The organism is Nitrospirota bacterium, assembly GCA_016195565.1.
Taxonomy (GTDB): Bacteria; Nitrospirota; Thermodesulfovibrionia; order Thermodesulfovibrionales; family UBA1546; genus UBA1546.
This window is the reverse complement of record JACPZK010000004.1, coordinates 1-24,353: the sequence shown is the minus strand read 5'-3', so window position 1 is coordinate 24,353 and position 24,353 is coordinate 1. Positions and strand designations below refer to the sequence as shown.

Here is a 24,353-nt window from a genome sequence, read left to right as displayed (position 1 = left end):
TTTGATTAAATCTGCTATTAAAAATCCTTACAGCAAAAGACTGTTTAAGGCTTATTATCCCACCTCAATAATATCCCGTCTGCACAAATATCTCAGTGTTTACCTGCTCCCTTGTTGCGGATGAGTCGGCACTGCCGAGCCCTCTGAAGACTTCTTATGAGCACGCTCTCTATATTTCGTCATTTCAATATTAAATTTCGGATATGTTACGGCAAGCAAGGCAATGGATAGAGCCAATATCACGATGGCTGCAGTACGCGTTCTCTTAGTGCCAAAGATTGTCGGAATTGCAGCAAAAAGCACTGCAACTGAGTAGAGAAAAAAGCTGCCGGCAGGGGACATAACAGCCATGCCGAGTAAAATGCTGATTACCGCAGCCCAAACAAATGTCTTGACGAACTTCGGGTTCATATTATTTCCCTCCCTCCCCCAATACTCGCACCCTACTCCAATCCGGTAATCTTCAAGTCCTTCGGATGCTCGACCCTGAATTTTATTTTCAGGGTTTTCTTCTCATTGGGCTTAAGCCTTAACTCCCATGATATTATCCCCTCGTCGGAGATTTTTGCATCTTCTTTTTTGGGAGATTCAAGGGCAATCTTTATCTGCTCATTCTTTGAGACAGGAAAATTATCTCGGATATTAATTCCGATTTCTTTGTCTTTGCTGCTGACAATGTCAATAGCATATTCGTAGTTTATCTGAGTATCTTTTGAAAACACTCCGGAATATTCGGTAAATTTCTTCAGGAGCTTTTTCTCTATCTTAATACCTTCATCGATGCCGAGCGACAGGCTCATGTCCTCGTCAGGAAGAATCTGCTTATTAACAGATGTTGTATTCACAAAGCGTTCATCTAAAAATATACTCATCTGCCCTGAGAAGATTGGAAACGGAAGCGGGTTTTTAAGTCCTGCCCTTAAATGCGCGTGTCTTGAGAGCTTCGGCGCTGCATAATAGTCGAGTTTAGCCTCTTTGGATGAGGATGCGATTAATATCCTGTGCGGCTGGTTGTCTGATGGAATATTGACCTTGCCCGGGATTATAAAGCTGAATGATGTGGCCTCTGCCTTTATCTTCGGCTCTTCGAATTGCTGTTCCGGAGCTGCCTCAAATACTTTCTCCGCCATCATTAAGTCTTCACTTTTAACAGCCTTTTTATATTTATAGCTTGAAGGCCTCGGCTTGTAAATATCCACATACCATGCGGAAAGTTCCGGAGGAGGCCCATAAGAAGGCCTTGCTGTTGATATCTCGATATTCGCATTCTTCCAGTCCTCACCTGTAGACTGGGTTATGACTGCAAAACACACAATATCAATCTTTCCTGTGGCAGAGTCAGCCCTTACATCGTACTGCGGAGACCAGCCTGCATTTGCAACAATGTAGGAAAGCCCAAGATTAATTTCCCTGTCTGCATTCGAAAGCAGATTGATCACGATTGTTTTGCTTTCATCCCTTGATGAGCTTAGGGTTTTAAGCTCATTTTCCACTGCCCTCTTTTCTTCATTAAGCTTCTTTATTTTATTTTCAAGTTTTGCAGTCCTGTCGTAGCTTGCCGATAAAGATTTTTCGATAAACTTAGCATGTCCTTCGACCTCGGATTGTGTAACCTTCTGGTTTTGGGGGAATGGAACTGTCTTCTTTAAAAATTCGATGGAACTGTTTATTGCGGAGATTTCATTTGAGTGTTCCTTTATAAGCTCATTAATACTTTCAAGCCTCGACTGGAGCTTTTGTATCTTGTCCTGCATTGTCTTCTGGAGATATGTCTTTTCAACCTTGACATCGGATATCCTGACAGCAGCCTTGTCCTTAATATTCACCTGAACCGATTCGTCCGTTAAATTTACAGTCAATCCGGAAATCCTTATGATATTTTCGCCTTTCTTAACCATAAAGACCGTCTCCTTCTTTATCATTGCGCTGTCCGGATAAAGGACAATGTTCTGGATTTTCGGGACACTCTCTATCTCTGCAGGAGATGCCCATGCATTACTTAAAAACACAAAAGAAAAAATCAGAATAGCGGCTGAAAAAATAGTTCTGTTCATCGCACCCTCCTCGTTCATTTATCTATTGATAACTGAAAACAACTATCCCTCACCATGCAATATAAACACCGCCCAGTAGAACGGATTGGGTATTCTGCCTTGATTGCATCTCCGTTGAACTTCTATTACTTCATCCTCTCAAGCATGAATTTAACCTGTCTGTCTTCGGGGCTCAGCCGCAGGACTTCTTCAAATGCCTTCTTGGCCTCTGCATCCCTGCCCTTCTGGTAATACATAAGGCCGAGGGATTTTTGGAGCGTGGAATCTTTCGGGAACTTCTCAACGCCTTCTTTTAAATATTTCAGAGCCTTCTCATCTTCCTTCATCTCCTGATAACAAAGCGCAATGTAATAATATGTATCAGCAGTCGGGAATGCCTTTAATGCTTCTTCAAAAAGCGTTACTGCCTTGCCGTAATTCCTCTGCCTGAAATAGCTGCCTGCCTCAATAAGAAATTCCGTTGCCTTTTTCTGGCGTTCCTCATTGTTTAGAAGCGCATAGGGGTTGAAAATAGCATCCACAATCTTGCCGTCAGGAACTTTATTGTCATACGTCTTTGTTAAGCTGATTCCTTTTATTCTCATCTCATCTACGTTTATGGAGCCGAGATAGTTTGCGCCAATTTTTATGTTTGATTCGGATGAGATGTTCTTCTCATTGTCAACGATGTTATTGTCTTTTATCTCTCCTGAAAATCCCTTTATGCGGATGCCTTCGGCATTCTGAAAGATGTTTGCCTGAAGAACCTTTGCATCTGTCTGTTGAAGCTCAATCCCTGTTTTATTGCCTGAGATTGTTAAGCCTTTCATTGCAACAGAGGGTGTGCCCGAGACAGAAACTCCGATATTGCTGCCTGTGATTACACCGTTTTCCATTGAGCCCTCTGTGTTTCGCAAAAGCATTGCAGTTGCTGCGCCTTTAATGCGGAAACCGCTGACCGCGATATTGGCTCCATCAGCGGTTATGCCCTTCCACTTTTTATCTCCTGCGGGTATAAGTTCAACAGGAGATTCCTTTCCGCTTGCAATCATTTTGCCATAAACATTGAGAGATGCATTCTCATCAAACATAATCAGCGTTTCGGGCTCTATCGTCAGCGATAAACCCTTGGGGACTGTGAGGCTGTTTTTCACAATATAATTTCCCGAAAGAACAGTATCTTTTTTAAGCTCGCCTGAAAGCGGGACAGGTTCTTTGGATACGAGAGAGGCCCTGAGAGGGTCCTGCAGGTCTGATTCATTGCCTGTCAGGTCAAATGCCGAAACCCTGTAATAATAAATCTTATCAGGCTTGGCTGTTTTATCTTCAAAAATACTGACTTCTACTTTAGCTATCTCAGCATATCCGCTTAGAGGCTGCTCGCTTCTTAAGACCTTATAACCTGCGAGGTCGGATATGTCCTTTAACGGCTCCCATGCAAGCTCAATCCTGTCGTGAAATCCTTTCGCCTTCACGCCCTTGACCTGAGGGGGCGGAGTGGTATCAATCGTCACAAAACCGCTTACATCCATCCACTGGCTTTCATATCCGCCGGGTTTTTTCAGCGTAGCAACGATGGGCATGTCTTTTATGTTATCTCCGGGCAGCACAAGGTATTCTCCGGTATAGATGCCGGGTTTTACCTCTTTCATCGGAATGTTCTTTTTGTAATTGCCTATGTCAAACATTGCCACCATTGACTTGTCGCCTTCAAGCCCTGCCCTGATTATCTTGCCTTTTCCGAACGGCCCTTCTTTTATATTAGTCAGCACTTCCTTAATTACAGGCCTGTCCTCAGCGGCCATTCCTGACGGAGAAGGTATCTTTTCATTTAACTTGTAAGCAAGCTCACTTACCAGCCTTACTTGCTGAATCTCCCTGAGATTCATAGCTGTAGACACAGCAGTCATTATTATTCCAAGCGGAGATAGTGGAACTCCGCCTTCGTGGTATCTCACAGCGTCCTTTAACCTTAATACCTCTTTCCCTGTTTTTGTATTCACTATCCATACCTCTGCTTCCACACCGAGTTGGGAATAAACAGCAGCGTAAACTTTTTTAAAGTCAGTGATCCTGCCATATACCAGCCCGTCACATCCGAGCGATTGGCATACCTCAGCAGGTTTCAGTTCAAGAACAGTTTTGCCTGTAGCTTTTTCCAGATGCACGATTTTTTCATCAAGGATTGAGGGCTCAATATCTCTGTAAGGTTTGGAACTGAAATGGTTGTAAAATGCTTTCCTGACCTGATTTGCTATGCCTCTTTCCTCTGTATCGTTCTGAAATGGCAGGACTGCAACGATTCTTGGAAGTTCTTCTTCTGCAACAGCCTGTGCTTCAGGCGTGTCTTTTTTTATCTCCTGTGTCGGCGCGCATGATGAAAGGAATATTAAAACAAATAGGATTGATGAGACTGACAATATATTTTTCATTTTTTCACCCCTTTTGTTTTTCTGAAAAACCCGCTGTAAGAGGTAATAAGCCTGTTGTCAGGCGACAAAGCTTCTATGACTTTTATGTCCAGCCTCCATTTATCGCCGCCCTTAAACGGAAGAAACATTCCCGTAACCAAAGCGCCTCCGCCGCTGTCCTTAACCGTAAAATTTGCCTTGCCTAAAGCCTCCATCTGCTTTCGGAATTCAGCAGCAACTGTTTTCCCTCTTTTTGAGGGATTGCCTTCAATGTCTTTAAAATCTATTATTGTAACAGACTTTATGTTTCTTCTTGTTATTTCTTCCGCGATAATCACTGCTATATCTCTTAACTTCTGAATTTCTTCTTTGGACAGGGGCGGGTTTTGTTTCTGCGCCTTCTCAGCAGACAGGGCGTCTGCCGAAAGCATGAAAAAAACAAAAACAGCCAGTATACTGAGTATTTTCATCTGAAAATACATCTAACTTGTCATTGCGAGCCGAAGGCGTGGCAATCTCGCATCTAAAGACTGCGGAGCCTGTTCCGAACCTGTTTTGAGATTGCTTCGTCTCACTTTGTGAGTCTCGCAATGACAAGTGAGGAATCTCGCTCCTCGCAATGACACTTTCATTGCTCTTTGTCTCTCCTTGAGACATGATTGTTTCATTATATTTTCCCCCTCACCTTAAACACGAAGTCGTAATTCAGCAGGTCTTCCCATTTATAGCCCTTAACAGTTGAACGCGTATCGTCTCCGTCCCCATAAGCATTGCCGGGAATATAAAACCAGTTTACTATCGCCTCTCCTGAATGCCTGAGTATTATCCAGTATTTGCCCGGCTTAAGAACAGGCGACGGCTCATTAGCTTTAGCAAATACAAAATCTATCCAGTAATAACCCGGACGGAACTTTATGTTTCCAAGGAAAACAGGCAGCGATCTTTCTCCGGCAAAACCTGGCTTCCCATTTTCATCCTTAACAATATCAATATAGAGCGTGCCGTCGCCTCCGAATTTTCGCATGGCAAGAGACACTTCATACATTGTCATCGTATCAGTCACGGTAAACGCCTGTGCATAAATATACCGTGATGTTACATACTCGGCAGTCTCTTTATCAAGAATCCTTGTAGCAACATTTCCAACAGTTTGATAGGCATCAACAAGTGTTGGAAAGTCCGTATTGCCGAATTCGATAATGCCTTTCTTTTTAGGGGAAGGCTTAACCGGAGGTTCCGGCCTTGTCACAGGCGGTTCAGGTTTAGGAATCGGCGGCAGTGGTTTTTCAGGGGCGATTGTTTTTGCCATGAGATTATTGCTCATTATATAAGATACGGGAGCGCTCTTTGAAGACCTTAGTTTTATATTGATGTTGTCGTTATTAAATACAGCTTCTATGTCCTCGCTGTATTTCGGCAGATAGGGAGACGCTGACCATGAGTCATTAATATCCTTTGAATCCAGTCCGTGCGTCTGTTTGATATGCCTTGTTGAAGTAAACTGCCTTGACTGCTGGGGATCATAGGAAAGCCATCCTAAATCAGGAAAGAATATCTCCATCCATGCATGTCCGCCCTGCCCCATATCCTGCACAAGATAACCGTTTTCAACAGGGACCTTCCACTGGCGTTTAAGGCTGATGCCGCCGACAATTCTGGAGGGAATGCCTGCGGCTCTTAGCAATGCCATTGAGAGATGCGCAAAGTTCTGGCAATTGCCCTTGCCTGTTTTCATCGTGTGTATCGCATCGTATTGAGGAGGGTTGTAAGTGTACTTCACATTGTCAGCTACCCAGTTAAGTATTGCGTTCACGGCATCGTGAGTGGTCCTTGCATTGCCTGTAAGCCTCCTTGAGAGGGCCATTATTTCTTCATTGTCGCTTTGCACCATCTGTGTCGGCTTGAGAAATACAGCGTCATTGCCTGATATTCCGTTTAAAGGGAACGGGGCGGTGCTCTCCATTGAACGCAGTTCCGCTTTTATGCGGGCATTGAATGATATTGTAATATTGACGCGCTGATTAAGGTTCTCCCACCTGACTTTTTTAAACCTGTTGCCGAATTTATCTATATCATCTGTAACTGATACCGGTTCAGGCGTAAATTTTATATTCAGGCTGTCAACACCCTGTGACGTTGCCTTATTGGAAAATTCAGTCGGAAGAGCAAATTTAAAAGTTAATGATTTTACGCTCTGCTGGACGTCAAAGCTGATCTGCTGGGACATCTTTATCCCGCTTTCCAGATCTCCGTCAAGAATAAGGGTCTTGGCTGAACACGGCAGGGGAGAAAAAACTGCAACCATGCATAGGAATATTATTAAGATAGCCATCAGCCTTTTACCTCCTAAAGAATCCCCATAACGTCATGAGTGACAGACGCTCTAATCGTCTGTCACTCATGCTTAAACCCATGCCCCGATCAGCTCGGGGTTGACTCTTTAACGTTATTTATTTCAACACAAATGCTACCTTCGCGCTTGCAAAAAAACCTTTCTTTTGGTTTGCCGAAAAGATACTCACTGCGTCATCATCGGAGACCTGAAGGTCAGACACGCTAACCGTGCCTACTGCCTTAATAATAAGAGGGTTTTTTACGCCTCTTGAATCAAGCGCAGCCTTTGCCTTGTCCACACTGTTTGTATATTCGCCGCATCCCTGCTCAACAAGCACTTTCTGGCTTATCTTTGATGGATCGTAAAGCAGTTCTCCCTTGGGAGTGAACACCCTGTTTATCAGGGCAGGCCTGAAGTTCTGCTCAGTAGCGTCAATTATAAGTCCATCGTAACTTTCAATAGGCACTACCGCTGCCTTAAAGTTAGGTGCAGGTTTGCCGTCTACCTCATGAATAGCCTTTACGAATTGGGGGTCCATCTTTTTTTCGGACACAAACATCTTTTTATACACGCTGGTTGCAAAACCATCCGGCCCGTGCATTCCTACCTTGATTATGGCAATGGCAGTATCTTTCTCTGGGCTGTAATCCTGAAATACTACCTGCATGCCTTTTATGAACCCAGCAACAGCAGACCTGATTACATCATACTGTGCTACGCCGTCTTTAACCAGCGTATCGCCGACAATCGCAAAGCCGTTCATATATTCTGCAAGCGATCTCTGAGCGACAACTACTGCTGCCCTTTTAGCCATGCCTCCCCTTTGCGCGATATTAGTATGCGCAGGATTGCCATACGCCTCGCCGTAAAACAAGATCATTTCCTGACTGAAAGCAGCATTGTCATCCCTGCCTGCAGCGCTGCCGGTTAAAGAAAGATTATTCTTGCTCAGCCACTCATTTGCAGCAGTAAAACTTGCGTCAACCTGAACAGTGCCTGACTGGGGAGGCTGTTGAGGCGGCTGCTGTCCTCCCATTTGATCCATCGGGTATTGCTGGGCAACAGCTATGCCTCCAAGTCCAATGAGTAAAATCAACGCTCCGATAAGCCATCTCTTATGTTTCATATCGTCCTCCTTTTATTTAAGTTAAGAGTTAAAAGTTTAGAATTAAGAGTTTTAAAACTTTTCATTTTCAACTTCCAACTTTTAATTTAATGCTAATAAATGTTCATCCTCTGCTTTAAAACTCTCATTGCAAGAATAGCTTCTGCTCCGTCAACAGGAGCATCTATCCTGAACTCGCCTGAAAGCTCGCCTTCCATAATACCTTTTGTTGTCATATTCATAACAGCATTATAGAACGGCGATGTTTTTCTCACATCAGGAAACGGTGATGTATCCTGTCCGAAAAATGCAGTGGCAAGTTCCTCTTTGCCTGTGAGTTTAATTAATACGTCTTCAAGTATCAATGCCATTTCGCCTCTTTTTACAACATCCGACGGTTTAAAGAGATATGCCTTCGTAGTCTCGTCAAACTTCGGCTCAAGCCCCCTTACCTTCCACTTCATTATTGTAAGCACCTCTTCCTTAAATGGATGGTTAAGCACATCTGCCGGCGTAAACTCTGCCTTCATTTTGTCAATCTGTGATTTTACCGGGATGCGTCCTGCAAAAAGCTTGTCAAGTTTCATCTCAACAATAAGAAGCGCCGCAAGGTCTGCCCTTGTGACTGAATCTTTAACAGCTATCTGCTTGCCGACATCGCCTACCGTAATGCCTGCCATAGCGCGGACTATCTTGTCTACTCGCTTATGCGCCTTATCAGCCTTCTCATTCCATTTGCCTTCTCTCTTTGCATTGAGGACATCGGCAAACTTATCTCTTGCCTGCCTGAACTCTAATGCATTAAGATATGCCTTGCCCATAAAATAATCCGCAGCCTCTTTGCCCTGATAATAAGTCAGCTTCTTTTCTTCAACCTTCAGATCGCGAATATCGCTGAAAGCGTCCTCTGCTGTCTTCAGCCAGTCTTTTGTTGGTTTAATGGCGCTGTATACTCTCATCGTTGCCACAAGGTGGTCAAATTTATCCTCAGCGCTTTCCGCAAGCTTGCCTGCTTTTTTGAGGTGTTCCATCGCCTTTTCAGTCTCTACTTTTTTAAATGCTGCGTCAGCCTGTTGTTTAGTCTTGTAAGCTGAAACAATGGCAAGACCGTCATGGGCAGGAGAGAACTTTTCATCGCAAAAATTAGCCCTTTCAAACTTGCTCTGCGCAACATCAATTTTTTTCTCCTCCAGCGCCTGCATCCCCATTAAATAGTGGTGAGACGGATTGTCGGTCGGGTCCGTGCATTTAGCAACCTGCTTCCCGCACGAAGAAACAAACGCAAGAATAAAAACCATAAACAGAACTCTCATACAGCCTTTCATACCTACCTCCTTCGTTTTGTCGTTAAAGTTATTAATAGCATTAGCATCGTCTCTTCTTACTATTTACCACTAACAGCAATATATGTAAAGGTAAAATTCACCTCCGCCTTAAAAGTTTCTATAAAGCGACAAAAACACCGCCTTTCAGGTCAATTAAACTGGCGATTTTTCCTGTTTTTTAGCTATCTGCCAAAGAAAAATATTGTTTATCACCAATGTTTACGCCTGCCAGAACTCCTTCAATTTCAGCTGAAAACTCTCTTCCCCTCTCACCTTCAAAAGGCAATACAGCCACTTCCTTTAACTGTGCAGCTTCATGAAACTTTGCAGGCATAAGGGCAGTGGTCTTAATAGCTGGCGGCGCACATGCGACAGATGCTAATAAAAGCAATGCGAGTATTGATAACATTCTCAGTATAGTCAATTCCTCTTTATCATTTTTGTTCATTGTAATGCCTTTGTTTTGTTGTTTTAAAGTGAAGGTGTAGAACTGACATTGTCTCCTATCTTTATGTCATTTATGTTTCCTTTTACAATTGTAGCAGTTGCGGATTTATTGTCAACCTCGGTCACTTCCATCTCTGCCGTTGTCTCTACCACCCTTTTTATAACCTCTCCTGTTTCAGGATCCTTTATCTCTTTCTTTACCTTAACAACATACAAGGTCTGGCCGACTGTTATCCCCTCGCCGCTGCCTGCGGCTATATAAACTGTCTTTGACCCGGCATCAGTATCAGCCACCTTTGTTTTTATTGCTCCTCCAGATGTTCCCGCGCCGGTCGTCTTTCCTGAAAGTTGCTTTACTACATCTTCTACACACTTGCGCGTGGTCTGTCCAAGAATGGTACCATCAAATCCTGAACTGCCGATTGCCACGTGGCCGTATCCCCGATGCCGATCACTTGCAAAAATTTTCACATTGCTTTTGCTTTCCGAAGCCTTGCCCTCAGCTACAGCAACTATCTCAGCAGTTGTAGTATCAATCATTCTTGCATCAATATATACAGTAGCAACAGCAGTTGATACACCTACATCTGCTCCAAGCCCAAACATCCTTCCAAAGCCGCCGGTATCAATATTTTTAGTATCAATGCCGAACTGGGTAATGCTTCCCAGAATCACATACTTAACACCAAGGATTTTACCGATTTGAGCTGCAGTTGAAACATCAACCAGGCCGCTGGCTCCGAGTTTTTGCTCGCTGATTACCTTTTCAATCTGTTTTCTCTCTATCACTGAAAAAGTGCCGTCTTTTACAAGCTGCGTTACCATCATATCTGATATGCCTTTACCTATATCCCAGTCTCCGGGCCACCACCGGTCCCTTATTGTCCCGTACTCAAAATCCAGAACCGCTACTTTTTTCTTTGCCGCCTCGGATGTAAAAGCACTAATACATATAATGGCAACAACCAGAAAACTGATAAATACTTTTCTCATGCAATCCCCCCTTAATTAAATCAGGCCTGTAAGTTTATGAATTACCTGTATTCCATTGTCACAGACAAATTAGTAAAGTTCGTGAGTCTGAATCCTTTCTGGACAAGGCTGTTTATAAGATAAACTATATTTTCCGGATAACCAACCAGAAATTCCCCGAGTTTCTTTTCCTCGACTGAGGTAACCCACGCGGTGTTCTGCAATATCTCCTTTATCTGGAAATTCACGCTTATATCTGATACGTCCTTTGCTGTAAAGGATATTTTCTTTGAAGCGCCTTTAATGTGCTTTGACAGGGCTTCTAACACAATCGGGGTGATCTTTTCCTGGAGCGCCTGCAAACCCTTCTCAGTTGCATCCTCCACGCTCATTGCCAGTCCCTTTGCTTCTTCAGCGCCTGCCTGAAGAATAATATTCTTGCCTGCCTTATCTCTGGTAATCAGCCTGTAAGTAAGCCTGACAGTGACATTGTGAAACGGCATGGAAATGCCATAACCGATATCCTCCCCCTTTTTTGTTGAGATAGTATAATCAATCTTCCCGATAAGCAGGACATTTGAAAGAAACTTATACATCAAAGACCTCACTGTCATATAATTCCCGGACTTCACCGCCTTTTCGATATCAGCGGCATCCATTGCATGAGTTGGAGCCACATCAACAACCTGATAGCCCTGCTCTATAAGTTTTCCAATTAATTTTTCTGAAAGGATGTTTGTCTCATCATATTCATCAGCCGTCTGAAGAGAAGTGCTGTGCTTGCTGCTATGTTCGCTTACGACCTTTGGTTTCCTTGCAGGAATAAAAACCACTAAGGAATTATTCAGGGCTAATGACATAAGTGCATCCTGAGCCTTTAAAGGTTCAACACATGCATTTATCCTGACCCAAAAGGTATCTTTCCGCGTTTCTTTGGCAAGCTCTTTGAAGCCAGAGATAACGCCTCTTATCTGTTTGCTTACAGCATCGTCAACAAGCGTCATATTCTGAACCACGCTCTGCGCCTTAACCTCAACACCCACCGCCTGCTCTATCGCGCTCCATTTTGCCCTTGCTATTGCCTCTGCTTTTGCAGACGGCACATCGTTGTTCACAATAACAGCCTCGCCCTCTGCATCAACGCATTCTAATTCAGCAAAACACTCGGCAATATTAACAGAGACATAAAAAATAAATACGAAAAGGAATACAGCTATCATTTTTCTGCCCACTCGACGATACCTCCCTGTTTTTACTTTATTTATCTTTGCAAGAATTTAGAACTTAACCCATTAAAATGAGACCGGAAGACATCTTTACACTATATATCAAAGTGTAAAGGTATAAGGCTGCGCTGTCAAGTGAAAATTCACCATTTTTACATCCCGCTTTCTGCTTCAGGAGAGATAAGCAAGCAATCCCCTTCTTCTCTCACAACATCCTTGAAAGCAAGCACTTTTATAACCTTGGATATGGCCTCTCTTGATGCGCCTGTGCGGGCTGCAAGCTCCTTGTGGGTGAGCTTTTTTATCCTGAAAAAGCCGCTCTTGTCTTTTTCGCCTTCTGCCTTTGCTATCTGCAGAAGCAATTTCATCAGTCTCTGGCTGACATCCAGAAACGCTAAGGATTCTATCATACCGTCTGCCATTCTCAGCCTCTGCACTACAGCGGAGAGAAGGTCAATGGCAATCATGGGGTCGTTTTTGACCGCAGAAAGAAACCTCTCCCTCTTCAGCATTCCGAGCGCCGAGTCCTCCACTGCTATCATCGTGGCAGACCTCGGTTTTCCGTCAAGAAGGCTCATCTCGCCGAAAAAGTCCCCCTTATCAAAGGTCGCAAGAACAAGCTCCTGCCCCTCCTGATTTAGTAGCGATGCCCTTACTGCGCCGTCAAGAACTATGTAAAGGTCTGTGCTGCTGTCAGACTGATAAAATACCGTTTCACCCTTTTTGGCCTGAAAGACAATGAAATCCTTTGCAATACGGCTCAGATAATTATTCGAAAGGCTTTTAAAAACAGGAAGCTCTTTGAGAAGTCTTTCTATCAGTGCGCTTTTGTCTTTTCCTGCGGAAGAGTTTAATTCCATCTACGCCCCTTTTCCTCCGTCCTGTTGTCTAATGGCAAGCCTTATGATACAGAAAATCAAATATATTTTCATCAAGGAGTTACTGCAGAATTTCATTTGTCTTCTTAAGCCTGTGAGCAAGTTCCTTTAAAAATGAAATCGCTATCTTCGGCTCTTCCCTTAGAAGCATTTCAAAGTTCTCAGGGGTTATAACGGCAAGAGAAGTGTTGTCCTCCTCTGCCCGTGCGCTTGTCGTCCTCGAGGTCCCGATTAATAGCGCCATCTCTCCGAAGTATTCACCCTTCCGCATAATTCTCAGCGTCTGCTCTTTTTTAATCAGCCTCACACTGCCGGAGAGAATATAAAACATCTCGCTGCCTTTTTCTCCTTCCTCAAATATAATCTCTCCTGCTTTATAATCCCGCCCGAACTTTCTTTTAAGCTTTTGTGTTCTCCTGTCAGTCTGTGTTTCATAAAACAGCCCGCGCAGCAGCAGAACGTCTTTTCTCCTTAGATTGGCGATTAGTTCTGTTCCGAAGAGAAGCACGCTGAACGAGTAATATATCCATATAATAATGATAAACAGCGCCTTTAATGAGCCGAAGGTGATACCGTACTGAGGGTTATACGTAAGCAGAAGACCGAATAACGGCCTGATTATCCCCCACAGCAATGTTGTAAGCACTGAGCCCGCAAATATATATGAGAATGGAACCCTTACGGGTATGAAAACAAGGTAAAATATTGATATTACAGCAGCAGTAAGGAGGTAAGATGCAATATCGTAAGGGAGTGTGCTGCCGCCAAGAACAAGAAATCTCTTAAACGCCACATTTGAGAAACTGACAACAACAAGAAGAGACAATGTAAGCAGTATTACGCTGAGATCCAGAATATTAGTCTTCAAAAAAGACGGTCTTTTTTCAACCTTAAAAATATTATAAAATACAGTTCTCAGAGCGCTCATCAGCGGCATTAACATCCACAGAAGCGCCACCAGGCTTATTATCTTCCACATGCCCTTATGCCTTGCCAGTGTGTAAACCTCATTAAGTATGGTCTCGCTGTAATAAGGAATAAACTGGCTGATGAGTATGGTAAGCTTTTGCATAATAGCCTTGGAGGATGTTATAAAGAAACTGAGAGCAAAAAACAGCAAGAGCAGCAGCGGAATCAACGCGAAAAGCGAGTAATAAGCAAGCGAGGCAGCCGCAGAAGAATTATCGTTTTTAATAAAAGATTTAACTGAGTGCCAGAATACGGAGAACCCGGTGGTGATTTTATCCTTAATCACGGAAAACATTTTTATCCATCCCGAATTTTCTCTCATCAGATATTATCTTACACAATCATGATTATAAAAAACATACTTATGGAAATGAAATGTCTTTAATGCATTATAAATATGATAAAATAGGTGCAATGCTAAAGAATAAAGACAAGACACATATCCCAGAAGGTTTTCTGTTCTCCGCCGGAGAAGCCGCAATCAAAAAGCCGGGCAGAAAAGACATCGCACTAATCTATTCGAAGACAGAGGCAAACGTCGCAGGGGCCTTTACAACAAACAGGGTAAAGGCAGCTCCGGTAAAACTTGACATGGAAAGGATTAAATCAGGAAGGGGACAGGCAATCATCGTAAACAGCTGAAATGCAAATGCCTGCTCAGGCAGAAAAGGAATAAAGGATGCCGCTGAGACAGCGTCGCTCACGGCAAAAAACCTGAAGATAAAACCTTCCCTCGTCTATGTCTGTTCAACAGGCGTCATCGGAACACCGATGCCCATGGAAAAGATAAAAGCGGTAATTCCCATGCTCACAGCCAATCTTGGCAGGCACACTCTTCGTGACGCCGCATCCGCAATAATGACAACAGACACATTTCCGAAGGTTATCACAAAAAAGATAAAAATCAAAAACAGGACAGGAACCATTGCAGGCATATGCAAGGGCGCCGGCATGATAGCCCCGAATATGGCAACAATGCTATGTTTCATCATGACTGATATCTCGGTAGAAAAAAGAGCGCTAAGCAAGGCTCTAAAAGATTCTGTGAGGAAATCATTTAACAGGATAACAATAGACGGCGATATGTCCACAAATGACACGGCGCTGATAATGGCTAACGGAATGCTGGGCAATTCTGAAATCAAAGAGAACTCTGCATCCTATAAAATCTTTAAAAAGGCCCTTGATGATATTACATACGAACTTTCAAGGCTTATCGTTAAAGACGGAGAAGGAGCCACAAAATTAATCACGATAGAGGTTGAAGGCGCAGATAATGAGAAAGAGGCGGAAAAGGCTGCATTCTCTGTTGCAAATTCCAATCTCGTAAAGACAGCAGTTTACGGAAATGATGCAAACTGGGGACGGATTATGGCTGCGCTCGGATATTCAGGCATAAAATTCAATGACGAAAACGTAGACATTCATTTAGGAAATATCAAGGTGGTAAATAAAGGCACAGGCGCAGGAAAAGACGCAGATGCGAATAGTTATCTGAAAAACAACAGCGAAGTCAGCATACTGATAAACCTGAACAAAGGCGCTGCCTCTGCAAAGGTGCTTACCTGCGACCTGACAGAGGAATATATAAGAGTCAACGCAGAATACAGAACGTAATGCAGGTGAAGGTTTTTTATGTCCCTTTTAGCAGAAGAGGCTTTACAGAAGACCTGCTGAAAACAGCCCTCTCAAAAACAAAGGGCAATGATTATTCCGGAATCCTCTGCCTCTCCCCTACCCCGTGGAAAATAAGAGAGAGCCAGAGGATTTTTCATAAGCTGACAAAAAACACTTACATCCCGCCTGAGATGATGACGATAAAACAGCTCTCAAAGAAACTCTACTCTCTCCATGGAAATAAAACCCCGCTATCCGGATCAATTATACCCATCATCATCTCAAGGCTTTCAGGCAAAGGCCTTGGCTTCTCCTCAATCATAAGCAGCTTTATTGATGAGATAAAGCAGTATTTCCCTTGCAAAGACATTGAGGTCATTAACAAAGAACTCAAAAGCGTGTTTGAAGAACTCAACGTCCCTGAAGAAGGCTCAAAAAGGGCAATGGAGACAATTGAAATCTTCAGGAAATATCAGGAAACGCTGGCTGCGCAGGATCTCATTGATGAAAACGATGTCATGGCAGAGTGCCCTGCTATTATAAGCGGTTATAATTACTGCCCTGCCATCCTTATTCTTGACGGATTTTACGAGATCACACCCTCAGAAGAGCTTATCCTGAAGAGCCTGATTGAGCAGACGGAGACAACTCTTATCTCAATTCCACATGATGATAATTTTACTTCAATAACAAATAGTTTTGACGATTTTATCAAGAATAACTTTAGCATTGAAACACACTCTTCCGGCTCTGAGGCGGCCATTCCCCTGCCGTCATCAGAAAAAAGGCTGTCATATGTCTCATATCCGGGAATAGACGAAGAGGTTGAGGGCATTGCACGGCACATCAAAAACCTGTTCATATCAGGCAGGTGCAGGTCTTTAGATAAAATAATTCTCGCATTTCCCAAACTGCATGTTTATCATGACATTGTACAGAGGGTATTCAAGAGATACGGCATCCCCTGCATGTTCTCCATCTCAAAACCATTAGGAAAGACAGAGCCTTACCTTGCCCTCACAGCAATGCTTGAATCAGTCGCAGACGACTATCCAAGGCTTCCATTTTCGCGGTTCCTTACATCCCCGCATTTCAAGAAGATGTCGGCCATATTCAGGGAATGGATTCCGCAGATATCGCTTTACTCAGGGATAATCAAAGGCAAAAACTCATGGCTGGGCTTATCAAAAACATTGTCGAATGTTAAGAGCCCTGCACTAAGAGATGTTCTCCCTGAGATTGAGAAAGAGTTTAAGTGGGTATTTAAAAAACTCAACCCCCTTGAATCCCTGAAAGACAGAGGGACCTTCAAGCAGATATCAGAAGCTCTCCACAAACTTCTTTCAGAGTTGGATTTCTCTGATACAGAAGATGCAGACACCAAAGAACAGGTCTCAGAACCTCTAAAAGATTTGAAAGAGCTGTCCCTCATAGACAATCTCATGCTTACAGATGTCGGCAGAGGCGGTTTGCGGGAATTCATTGACAGCCTCAGATATATCCTGAATACTTCAGAGAAAGAGGCGGAAGGAGAAGGCGTGCAGGTTTCAGGTTTCTTTGAACTGCGCGGCGCAGAGCCTGAATATCTATACCTCGGGGGACTGAAAGACGGAGATTTGCCTTCCATGCCTGAGATAGACCTTCTTTTGCCTGACAATGTTAAGACAAAATTAGGCCTTGTTAATATGAAGCAATACCTGAACCTTCAGCAGTTTATATTCCGGCGGCTGACAGCAGCGCTGCCGTCAAAAAACCTCCACCTCTCCTATCCTGCAATGGAGGCGGACAGGCTTTTCCTGCCCTCGCCTTTCCTGCCGTGGAAAGCTGAGGCCGCAGAGAAGATACCTGGAATCCTGTGCAGGGAAGAAGAACTCCTGAGAAATACGGAGATTCCACTCTCAACACATATAAAAGAGATAGGCGTCAAAAGCAGGCTGATAAAAAAACAGTTCGGCGAAAACTCAAAGATACGGGTTACAGACATAGATTCATACAGGGCCTGCCACAGGAAATTCTTCATAGAAAAGATTCTCAGGCTTGAACCTTCAGAAACAAAAGAATATGAGATTGAGGCAATGCTTCTCGGCACAATAATCCATGAAATCATGGCGGAGTTAATGGCAAAACCCTTTGCAGGCCTTGATGAGATGAAGGCAGAGGCAGAAAAAATCCTTGGAAAACTGCTTGATGAAAAACCTCTTGAAAACTACTGGAAAAATTTCATAAGGGATTCATTCCTTTCCATCCTTCCTGAAATCTATGAGATTGAAAGCGAACTCAGAGACGAGGGATATTCGTTTATGAAGGCTGAAGCTCCCGTCGAAGGAGAGGTCCTAAAAAATATAAAGCTCAGAGGGAAGATAGACAGAATAGATAAAAAAGTGAAAAGTGAAAAGTTGAAAGTTGAAAGTTCAGAAAACAATGAAAATGAAGTTGAACTCATTGACTACAAAACAGGCGCAGCACAGCTCAGCAGGACAGAGATTGTGAATAAAGGCGCAAGCCTTCAGTTGTTCCTTTATGCGGCTTTGATGAAATCCCTCGGATTCAAAGTAAACCGCGCAGGCATATACTCTGTCAAAGACACCAAAATCACCTGGGTGCCCGGGAAAAAAGATAGCAACACAATGGATGATTACATAGAGACCTGCCTCAAGTATCTCGAAGAAACAGTTTCGGATTTAAGAAAAGGAGATTTTACGGCCCTTCCATTGAATGAACAGACCTGCAGAAACTGCCACGAACGCGCCTACTGCCCGTATATACAAACCGCATCAAATGCTATTAAATAGAAGCACGAAAAAGCAGAAATATTTTTTGCTTTACTACTGTGGGGGAGGCGTAACCGTCCGTATGAAACTGTCAGGTCTCGACTCCTGCGCACAACCGCTTCCTACGGCACGGTAGCGAATAATTGTACCTCTCGGACTTATTTCCCAGTGTATAAAACAATCCTCGCTAAAAGGCTCGATATACACAGAATTCCCATTGGCAAGCTGGTAAGTAGTTTCTTTCCACCCGCTCTTTGAAGCATACGAATCAGGACTCTTCATTGCCTGTTTAAGTTCTGATAACGGCCTTGCTATCCAGTTCCTGGCATGATCTTTAACGTATATTGGAGATGCGCATCCGTACAAGCAAAGTATGAAAAACAGGAAATACCACTTCCTGTATAACATAATAGATTGATATTTCATAAGAGATTAATATACTTCATCATGGGTGCCGATATCAAGGAGATGAACAATGTCGTCATGTAGCTTAAATACAACCCTTAACTCATGGGTTAGCGAACAGGCGTACTTGCCTTTGAGTTCTCCTGTGAGGGCATGTGTATGCAGCGTTGGGTCAAAAGGATTGTTGGCGCGCCGCAGAAAAGTCTTGTCGGGATCAATTTTCCACATTATCAGCGCTCATAATGGCCTGAATAAATTCATCAGGAGTAGCGCATCTTATCGTCTCAGGGCTCTTTTCCGCTTTCAATACCCGCTCAACCAGTTCCTTACGCCTCCGTTCCCTATCGGCAAGATAGTCAACAAATGTCCTGAGTTCGTGCAGGGCTGTTTCAGGAAGCACAGGAAGCATTTCTTTGATATGGTCTATTTCGCTAACTGTTGTATTCATAAAAACATTATAGCACAAGGTATGAGCAAAACAAGTCAAAAACTATGCCAGACCTCCCCTGTCATTTTTGAGAGGTGACAGGAATAAAGAGAAATGTGGTTCAATACGGCGAAAGGTAACAGGCAAGAGGCTATAGGCGAGAGGCAAAAGGTTATGAAACATTCAAAATGGCAGCTTAAGATACTCTCCTCGGCGAGTCGCCTGAGGCGACCTGTCAAAAATGACAGGTGATATTTATAAAAGAGATGTGGTATAAAACGGGGGAAAATCATAATGAAGCATGAAGCCAAAATGGAAAATAAGGAGGACAGTCTATGCATAATAAATTTATTTTAGGAATAATGCTTTTGATGTTGAGCGTTACAATGGCAGCAGCAAAGTCTTTCTCCGCAGAGGCAGGTGAAAGTAACGCCAAACTGGTCTTCAAGAATATTGGGTTTATGGAAAACCCGCCCAAGGCACTGAAAGAGAAATTCCCTATGTGCGATGCCTTTTTGAAGGTGGAGTGGATAGATAAGGAAAAGAAGATTGGATACAGCCGATATGATCTTTACAAGAATGGAAAGAAAGACGAACGGGAGGCGTTTGCTCTTATACATATTGATAAATCCCTTCCACGATTTGATTACGATCTGTCAGTGTTTGAAGGTGCCGAGCGCATTGGGATAGAAAAAGTATTTGAAATCATCAAAAAAGGAAAAGTGGCTCCGAGGGATATTTATCTGACCATTCGGTATGATAATCACAAGGAGTTGGATTTTGATTTCATTTCTTTTACACGAGGATATAGTTTTACTTTGGCTGACAACAGGTTAAATGTCTGCATTCCTTATCCTGACAACCAGAGGATGTGGATTGCCGAGGGTAAGTCGCTGGATAAAATGTATAGCGAGGAAGAAGCATCTAAGATTTTAAGAAAGCTAAAAGCACTCACAAAGTTTCCACCGGAGTTGTTATGGGGTAGAGTTGACGCTATAATTGATGCAAATTTCGACGGAATAGAAGATTACTTTTATGGCGGTGGAATTATTTATTCATACGGCAGCAAGTATTTCGCAATGAGACCGTTATGGGTGCGTGAGGGAGATGATACTTTTGGACACTGGAGTTTCCCGCCAACCCAGAAAAAATGCGAACTGCCATATTGGATGGGGCCATTATTTTTGACCACTGACGGCAAAAACTTTTTTCTTAACAATCAATGCAATCTAACAGAACTTACTAAAGGAGGAGAATAATCATGGGCGATATTATTTGGAGCAAAACACAAAATTTTTACACGGATAATAATGTGCTCATTAACAACAATGTGAGCCGCACTGACTGGATAGGCTTTATGGATGCGCTTGGATGGATGGAAAATTCCGGTAAATATGGCGGATTGGGGGGATACAACAACGCCTATGCCGGGATATACCAGGTTGGCAAGGATCAACTGAACTATATGAACTTTTTTGATGGGATCGGCAAACAACTGCTTGGTATCACTCCTCAATCTCTCTCAGATGTTGCGAACAATCCTATAGCTGGAACTGGCAGGCATCATGGAATTCAGCGGAGTTCCCGATATTGGAAAAAACTTTGTCAGTAAATATTATGCTGTAAGGTCTGATTCCAATACCCTATCCAATTTTTCAAGCACTAAATTTGACCAACTCATTGGCAAAACTATTACCATCAGCTATACCGATGCCAACGGACAAACAGTAGGTACGGATACGATTACCCTGACAGCGGCAGGTATTTCGGCAGCAGCACATCTTGTCGGAGCAAAGAAGATGGCAGAGGCAATGGCTGAAATTTATTCTGATTGCTTCACTACTGACGCACAGGGCAATGTGATTCAAACTTCATCGACAGCTACATTATTGACCACAGGTTTTGCAGATGGGAACGGCGTAGCTTTTTCTACCTATGTGAAACTGTTGCAGGACTATGATATTTCACCGATGCTTAATGCGAATAGTCTCACTGATTTCAATCAGCTTACCAAAGACCTAATTACTTACCGCAAAGACAATATCATCAATTATTTGACCGCCAAAAGACAAGAAGTGGCGATGTCGGTTTCTGCGGGTTCCACGGATTATAAGGAGACGATCAGGTCAATTTTACAGGGTCTTGGTTTGTCTACCGACAATCTGAACACGATTGATGGTCAAGTCATTTTAGCCGGTGCAAACAATTCCAAATATACCGATAAGGCAGATCTTGTTTTCGGACTGGGTAATGGAAGCAATATTCTTTCCGGCGGCAAGGGAAATGACATATTAGAAGGTGGAGCAGGCAATGACGACTATTACTTCAGCAGCGGAGATGGGAATGACAAGATTATTGATAATGAAGGTGAAAACGCAATCATCTGGGTAGATGCAAATAATAAGGCGATGGTAATGAAGACATTTTACAAATCAGGAGATGCAGAATGGACATCGCCTGACGGAACGGCATCGGTCAACAAGAAGTCGCCTTATAAAATAGTCCTTCCAGATGGTGGGATAATAGAACTTGGAGAAGATATTAGCAGCTTTGGAATTAATCTTCTCGACACCCCTGCCAATCCAGTAACCAACAACACCATCACTGGAAACGAAGCTGCAAATATTATTCGTGACACATCTGCTAACGACAGAATAGAAGCCGGAAGCGGCAATGACGGCATCTGGGCAGGAAACGGAGGAGATAACTGGCTTTTAGGAGGAGAAGGCAACGATGCAATCATCGCATACGAAACAAGCGGCTGACATCATAGAAGGCGGAAGCGGAGTAGACGTGCTTGCAGGAGGCACAGGAGACGACCAGATATTCGGAGAAAACAAAGGAGAGATGGAAGACATCATAGCAGCAGGAGAAACAGCACAGAGCATAAATGAAAAAGGAGATTTACTATCAGGAGCAGCAGGCAATGATTTTCTCTACGGCTCAAATAAAAAAGACGCGCACTTCTTTAATTATGGAGGTTCAACCTCAATAGAATTTCGTGGGCGAAGGGCACTATATAACGGCATATTCAAACTTGCAGCTTGAGGCGACCTGTCAAAAATGACAGGTGAGATTTATAAGAGGATGTGCTTAAATACTGCGAAATATGCAATAGCTGACAGCTAAAAGCTGACGGCTGATAGCTTTTAAAAAAGGAGGGCGGGATGAAGAAAGTATTTTTTGCTTTAGTTTTTGTGATGTTGATGACAGTATCAGCTTATGGAGACGAGTATTATGATTTTGTAAAGATTACTTGTGCAAAGGAAGTTGAATTTTTGGAGATACAATCGACAGGAATGTCCAATATAGGTGATTTTGTAAAGAAAGATTTTTCTTTAAATATGAATAATCTCAAAAATCTTGAAAAGAGATATGGTTTATATTTACTATGGCCCGGCGATACAATAAAACAAAAATGTGTGCTTAAAGATAAGACAGTTAGGATTGAAATCAGACGTGATGAAGCACGAGCACAGGGACAATGTGGTGCAAATCCGCTATCGTACATTAGTTTATGGATTGATGCCGAGAAAATAATAAACTCTGTTAAGTTTGGTGATATAGCTTGTTTTCCGCCATATATTAAAAAAATAACTTTGAATAATAGTGCCGGTGACCTTTCCTTGTCATTGCTTATTGAAGGAGCTGATGCCTATATTATGGAACATTATATAGCATCGTGGAAATTGCGGCAGATGAACAAGCCTATTTCGAACTATTATGTAGAAGATATAATTCAAAAGAATACGGAAAAATTAGAAAATTCTATAAAAGATAAGATCAAAAAACAAGGAGGACAATGAAAATGGCACTCACGGGATTACATACAAATTGGCAAAATGGATCTTATCAAAAAGATAGGGATTACAATATTAAGGGTTATGAAAATGCACCATTAAGAGATGGCACAGATTTTTCTGGATTGAAGCCACATAAAGATAGTAACTCAAACTGGAGTATTGCTATCGGGTATGGTTACGACTTGCTAAAAAACAGCGTTGCGACAATAAAAAGCGATTTGGCAAGTATAAATGTTACCTTGTCACCATCTGATGAAACATTGTTGAATGATTATCATGCTGGCAAGAAAACAAAAGATGAAGTGCTGAATGGGCTAACATTAACCCTGCCCTCCGAACCAGCAGCAACCACCTTGCTTCAACTAAAACTGACCAAATACGAAACTGCCTTAGACATCGCCCTTGGCGGCCATTCTCAGCTTATGGATTCAAAGGAAAGGATTGCCGTTCTTTCACTGCTCTACACAATGGTTGATCCTGTGGCTGATAAAATCAGCAAGAAAATCAAATCCACAATAGCAGCCATTCAAAACGATAACCGAGCCGAAGCATGGTTTGAAATCAGGTACGGTTCAAATGCAGACAAACAGCATGCCTCTCGCCGTTATGCTGAGGCCCACCTATTCGGCCTTTATGACGTTGGAGCAACATTCACCGACCCCAACGAAGCAAAAGAAGTGATAAGAATGTATACATGGAATAAAAAAGCAATTCTTGCATATGAAGCCAAATACCCGCCGGCAAACGCCGATTATGCGGATATACTCACTGATATAAAGGATGCCAGAGACTATCTTATCGCCAATTTTGCCACAAACGTCGGCATGTCCATAGACGGAGAAGTAATGGTAGGAGCCGGTCTTTCAAGTTATGCCTATCTGGAAGAAAACAGAATTATGGATGAGTTGACCGGCACTGACAAAAACGATCTTATCTTCGGTGAGAAAGGTAGCGATATCATGTTGAGTGGCGGTAAGGGTAATGATGTTATCTACGGTGGTGAAGGAAACGACAAGACAACAGGAGGCAAAGGCAACGACTATATAGAGGGCGGAGCGGGCAACGACATCTACTACATCAACACCGGAGACGGCACAGATACCATTGAAGATAAAGAAGGCGATAACAGAGTTATTGTTAATGGCAAGGAAATCAAACTCCTCTTAAAACAACCGGACGGTTCTTATAAAAACCCTGACGGAAAAATAAAAGCAACCATAGAAGGCACGGATTTAGTTATATACGATGCTGTTACCAACGCTAAGATTGCCATCCTCAATGAGAACTTTGAGAGTGGTGATTTTGGTATAAATTTATTGGATACCCCTTCCAATCCAGTAACCACCAACACCACCATAGGCGATTTGACACCGCATGATTTTGATCCCGATGCCGGGGGCATACAGAGCCGAAACGACGACTGGGGCAATATCATCACAGATGCGAGCAACCCCTCACCGAACAGGAAAGATACGCTTTATGACACAACCGGCAATGACCGGATAGAAGCCGGAGGCGGAGACGATACAATCTACGCAAAGCGAGGTGGAGATGACTGGATACTGGGCGGAGTAATAAAAAGACAGCTATTTGGAAGGGAGGTGTTTGCATGCGTTGGAAATTGATGGT

Annotated in this window: 22 protein-coding genes and 1 pseudogene; 8 read left to right on the top strand and 15 right to left on the bottom strand. The window is 43.0% G+C overall.

Features of this window, described 5'->3' with window-relative positions:
- Nucleotides 1-99 precede the first annotated feature (99 nt).
- The 12 genes from HY035_00930 to HY035_00875 all read right to left on the bottom strand — a co-directional run bounded on the left by HY035_00930 (nt 100) and on the right by HY035_00875 (nt 14,023).
- A complete protein-coding gene (locus HY035_00930) occupies nt 100-411 on the bottom strand; it encodes a hypothetical protein (GenBank protein MBI3376953.1) in 312 nt (103 codons plus the stop codon).
- A gap of 32 nt (nt 412-443) precedes the next feature.
- Nucleotides 444-2,054, bottom strand: a complete 1,611-nt coding sequence (locus HY035_00925; GenBank protein MBI3376952.1) for a mucoidy inhibitor MuiA family protein — start codon at nt 2,052-2,054, stop codon at nt 444-446.
- Between the two features lie 125 nt (nt 2,055-2,179).
- Nucleotides 2,180-4,465, bottom strand: coding sequence for a tetratricopeptide repeat protein (locus tag HY035_00920; protein MBI3376951.1), 2,286 nt, complete (start codon nt 4,463-4,465; stop codon nt 2,180-2,182).
- On the bottom strand, nt 4,462-4,914 hold the full coding sequence (locus tag HY035_00915) for a hypothetical protein (protein ID MBI3376950.1): 453 nt from the start codon (nt 4,912-4,914) through the stop codon (nt 4,462-4,464). Before HY035_00915 ends, HY035_00920 begins: the two co-directional genes overlap by 4 nt.
- Before the next feature lie 197 nt (nt 4,915-5,111).
- On the bottom strand, nt 5,112-6,776 hold the full coding sequence (locus tag HY035_00910; protein MBI3376949.1) for a transglutaminase family protein: 1,665 nt from the start codon (nt 6,774-6,776) through the stop codon (nt 5,112-5,114).
- A gap of 118 nt (nt 6,777-6,894) precedes the next feature.
- Nucleotides 6,895-7,905 carry a hypothetical protein gene (locus tag HY035_00905; GenBank protein MBI3376948.1) on the bottom strand — a complete coding sequence of 337 codons (1,011 nt, stop codon included), beginning with the start codon at nt 7,903-7,905 and terminating at the stop codon, nt 6,895-6,897.
- Between the two features lie 92 nt (nt 7,906-7,997).
- Nucleotides 7,998-9,197: an S-layer homology domain-containing protein gene (locus tag HY035_00900; GenBank protein ID MBI3376947.1), complete on the bottom strand. Its 1,200-nt coding sequence runs from the start codon at nt 9,195-9,197 to the stop codon at nt 7,998-8,000.
- Between the two features lie 190 nt (nt 9,198-9,387).
- Entirely contained in the window at nt 9,388-9,657 is a 270-nt protein-coding gene (locus HY035_00895; GenBank protein ID MBI3376946.1) for a hypothetical protein, read from the bottom strand.
- Between the two features lie 23 nt (nt 9,658-9,680).
- Complete coding sequence (locus HY035_00890) at nt 9,681-10,649, bottom strand: hypothetical protein (GenBank protein ID MBI3376945.1); 969 nt, start codon at nt 10,647-10,649, stop codon at nt 9,681-9,683.
- A 41-nt stretch (nt 10,650-10,690) separates the two neighbouring features.
- Nucleotides 10,691-11,860, bottom strand: coding sequence for a hypothetical protein (locus HY035_00885; GenBank protein ID MBI3376944.1), 1,170 nt, complete (start codon nt 11,858-11,860; stop codon nt 10,691-10,693).
- Nucleotides 11,861-12,006: 146 nt separating this feature from the next.
- Nucleotides 12,007-12,714 (bottom strand): Crp/Fnr family transcriptional regulator, encoded by a 708-nt coding sequence (locus HY035_00880; protein ID MBI3376943.1) that lies wholly within the window; start codon nt 12,712-12,714, stop codon nt 12,007-12,009.
- Nucleotides 12,715-12,793: 79 nt separating this feature from the next.
- On the bottom strand, nt 12,794-14,023 hold the full coding sequence (locus tag HY035_00875) for a YihY family inner membrane protein (protein MBI3376942.1): 1,230 nt from the start codon (nt 14,021-14,023) through the stop codon (nt 12,794-12,796).
- Nucleotides 14,024-14,115: 92 nt separating this feature from the next.
- Here HY035_00875 and argJ point away from each other — a divergent pair.
- A pseudogene (gene argJ / locus HY035_00870) lies at nt 14,116-15,318 on the top strand (bifunctional glutamate N-acetyltransferase/amino-acid acetyltransferase ArgJ).
- Nucleotides 15,318-18,110 carry a PD-(D/E)XK nuclease family protein gene (locus HY035_00865; protein MBI3376941.1) on the top strand — a complete coding sequence of 931 codons (2,793 nt, stop codon included), beginning with the start codon at nt 15,318-15,320 and terminating at the stop codon, nt 18,108-18,110. The pseudogene argJ and the gene HY035_00865 overlap by 1 nt, the downstream one beginning before the upstream one ends.
- A gap of 33 nt (nt 18,111-18,143) precedes the next feature.
- Here the strand turns inward: HY035_00865 and HY035_00860 are convergent, their stop codons facing one another.
- The 3 genes from HY035_00860 to HY035_00850 are packed head-to-tail and all read right to left on the bottom strand — an operon-like array spanning nt 18,144 to nt 18,942.
- Entirely contained in the window at nt 18,144-18,515 is a 372-nt protein-coding gene (locus tag HY035_00860; GenBank protein MBI3376940.1) for a hypothetical protein, read from the bottom strand.
- A 6-nt stretch (nt 18,516-18,521) separates the two neighbouring features.
- Nucleotides 18,522-18,722, bottom strand: coding sequence for a type II toxin-antitoxin system mRNA interferase toxin, RelE/StbE family (locus HY035_00855; GenBank protein ID MBI3376939.1), 201 nt, complete (start codon nt 18,720-18,722; stop codon nt 18,522-18,524).
- Nucleotides 18,709-18,942 (bottom strand): hypothetical protein, encoded by a 234-nt coding sequence (locus HY035_00850; GenBank protein MBI3376938.1) that lies wholly within the window; start codon nt 18,940-18,942, stop codon nt 18,709-18,711. Before HY035_00850 ends, HY035_00855 begins: the two co-directional genes overlap by 14 nt.
- A gap of 314 nt (nt 18,943-19,256) precedes the next feature.
- Here HY035_00850 and HY035_00845 point away from each other — a divergent pair, with 314 nt between their 5' ends.
- From HY035_00845 to HY035_00820, 6 genes are all read left to right on the top strand, one after another.
- Nucleotides 19,257-20,180: a hypothetical protein gene (locus HY035_00845; protein MBI3376937.1), complete on the top strand. Its 924-nt coding sequence runs from the start codon at nt 19,257-19,259 to the stop codon at nt 20,178-20,180.
- A gap of 2 nt (nt 20,181-20,182) precedes the next feature.
- Entirely contained in the window at nt 20,183-20,533 is a 351-nt protein-coding gene (locus HY035_00840; protein ID MBI3376936.1) for a hypothetical protein, read from the top strand.
- Nucleotides 20,487-21,686, top strand: a complete 1,200-nt coding sequence (locus HY035_00835) for a hypothetical protein (protein MBI3376935.1) — start codon at nt 20,487-20,489, stop codon at nt 21,684-21,686. The genes HY035_00840 and HY035_00835 overlap by 47 nt, the downstream gene beginning before the upstream one ends.
- Entirely contained in the window at nt 21,655-21,969 is a 315-nt protein-coding gene (locus HY035_00830) for a hypothetical protein (GenBank protein ID MBI3376934.1), read from the top strand. The genes HY035_00835 and HY035_00830 overlap by 32 nt, the downstream gene beginning before the upstream one ends.
- A gap of 119 nt (nt 21,970-22,088) precedes the next feature.
- Complete coding sequence (locus HY035_00825) at nt 22,089-22,727, top strand: hypothetical protein (GenBank protein MBI3376933.1); 639 nt, start codon at nt 22,089-22,091, stop codon at nt 22,725-22,727.
- A 119-nt stretch (nt 22,728-22,846) separates the two neighbouring features.
- Nucleotides 22,847-24,349, top strand: coding sequence for a hypothetical protein (locus tag HY035_00820; protein MBI3376932.1), 1,503 nt, complete (start codon nt 22,847-22,849; stop codon nt 24,347-24,349).
- Nucleotides 24,350-24,353: the final 4 nt, after the last annotated feature.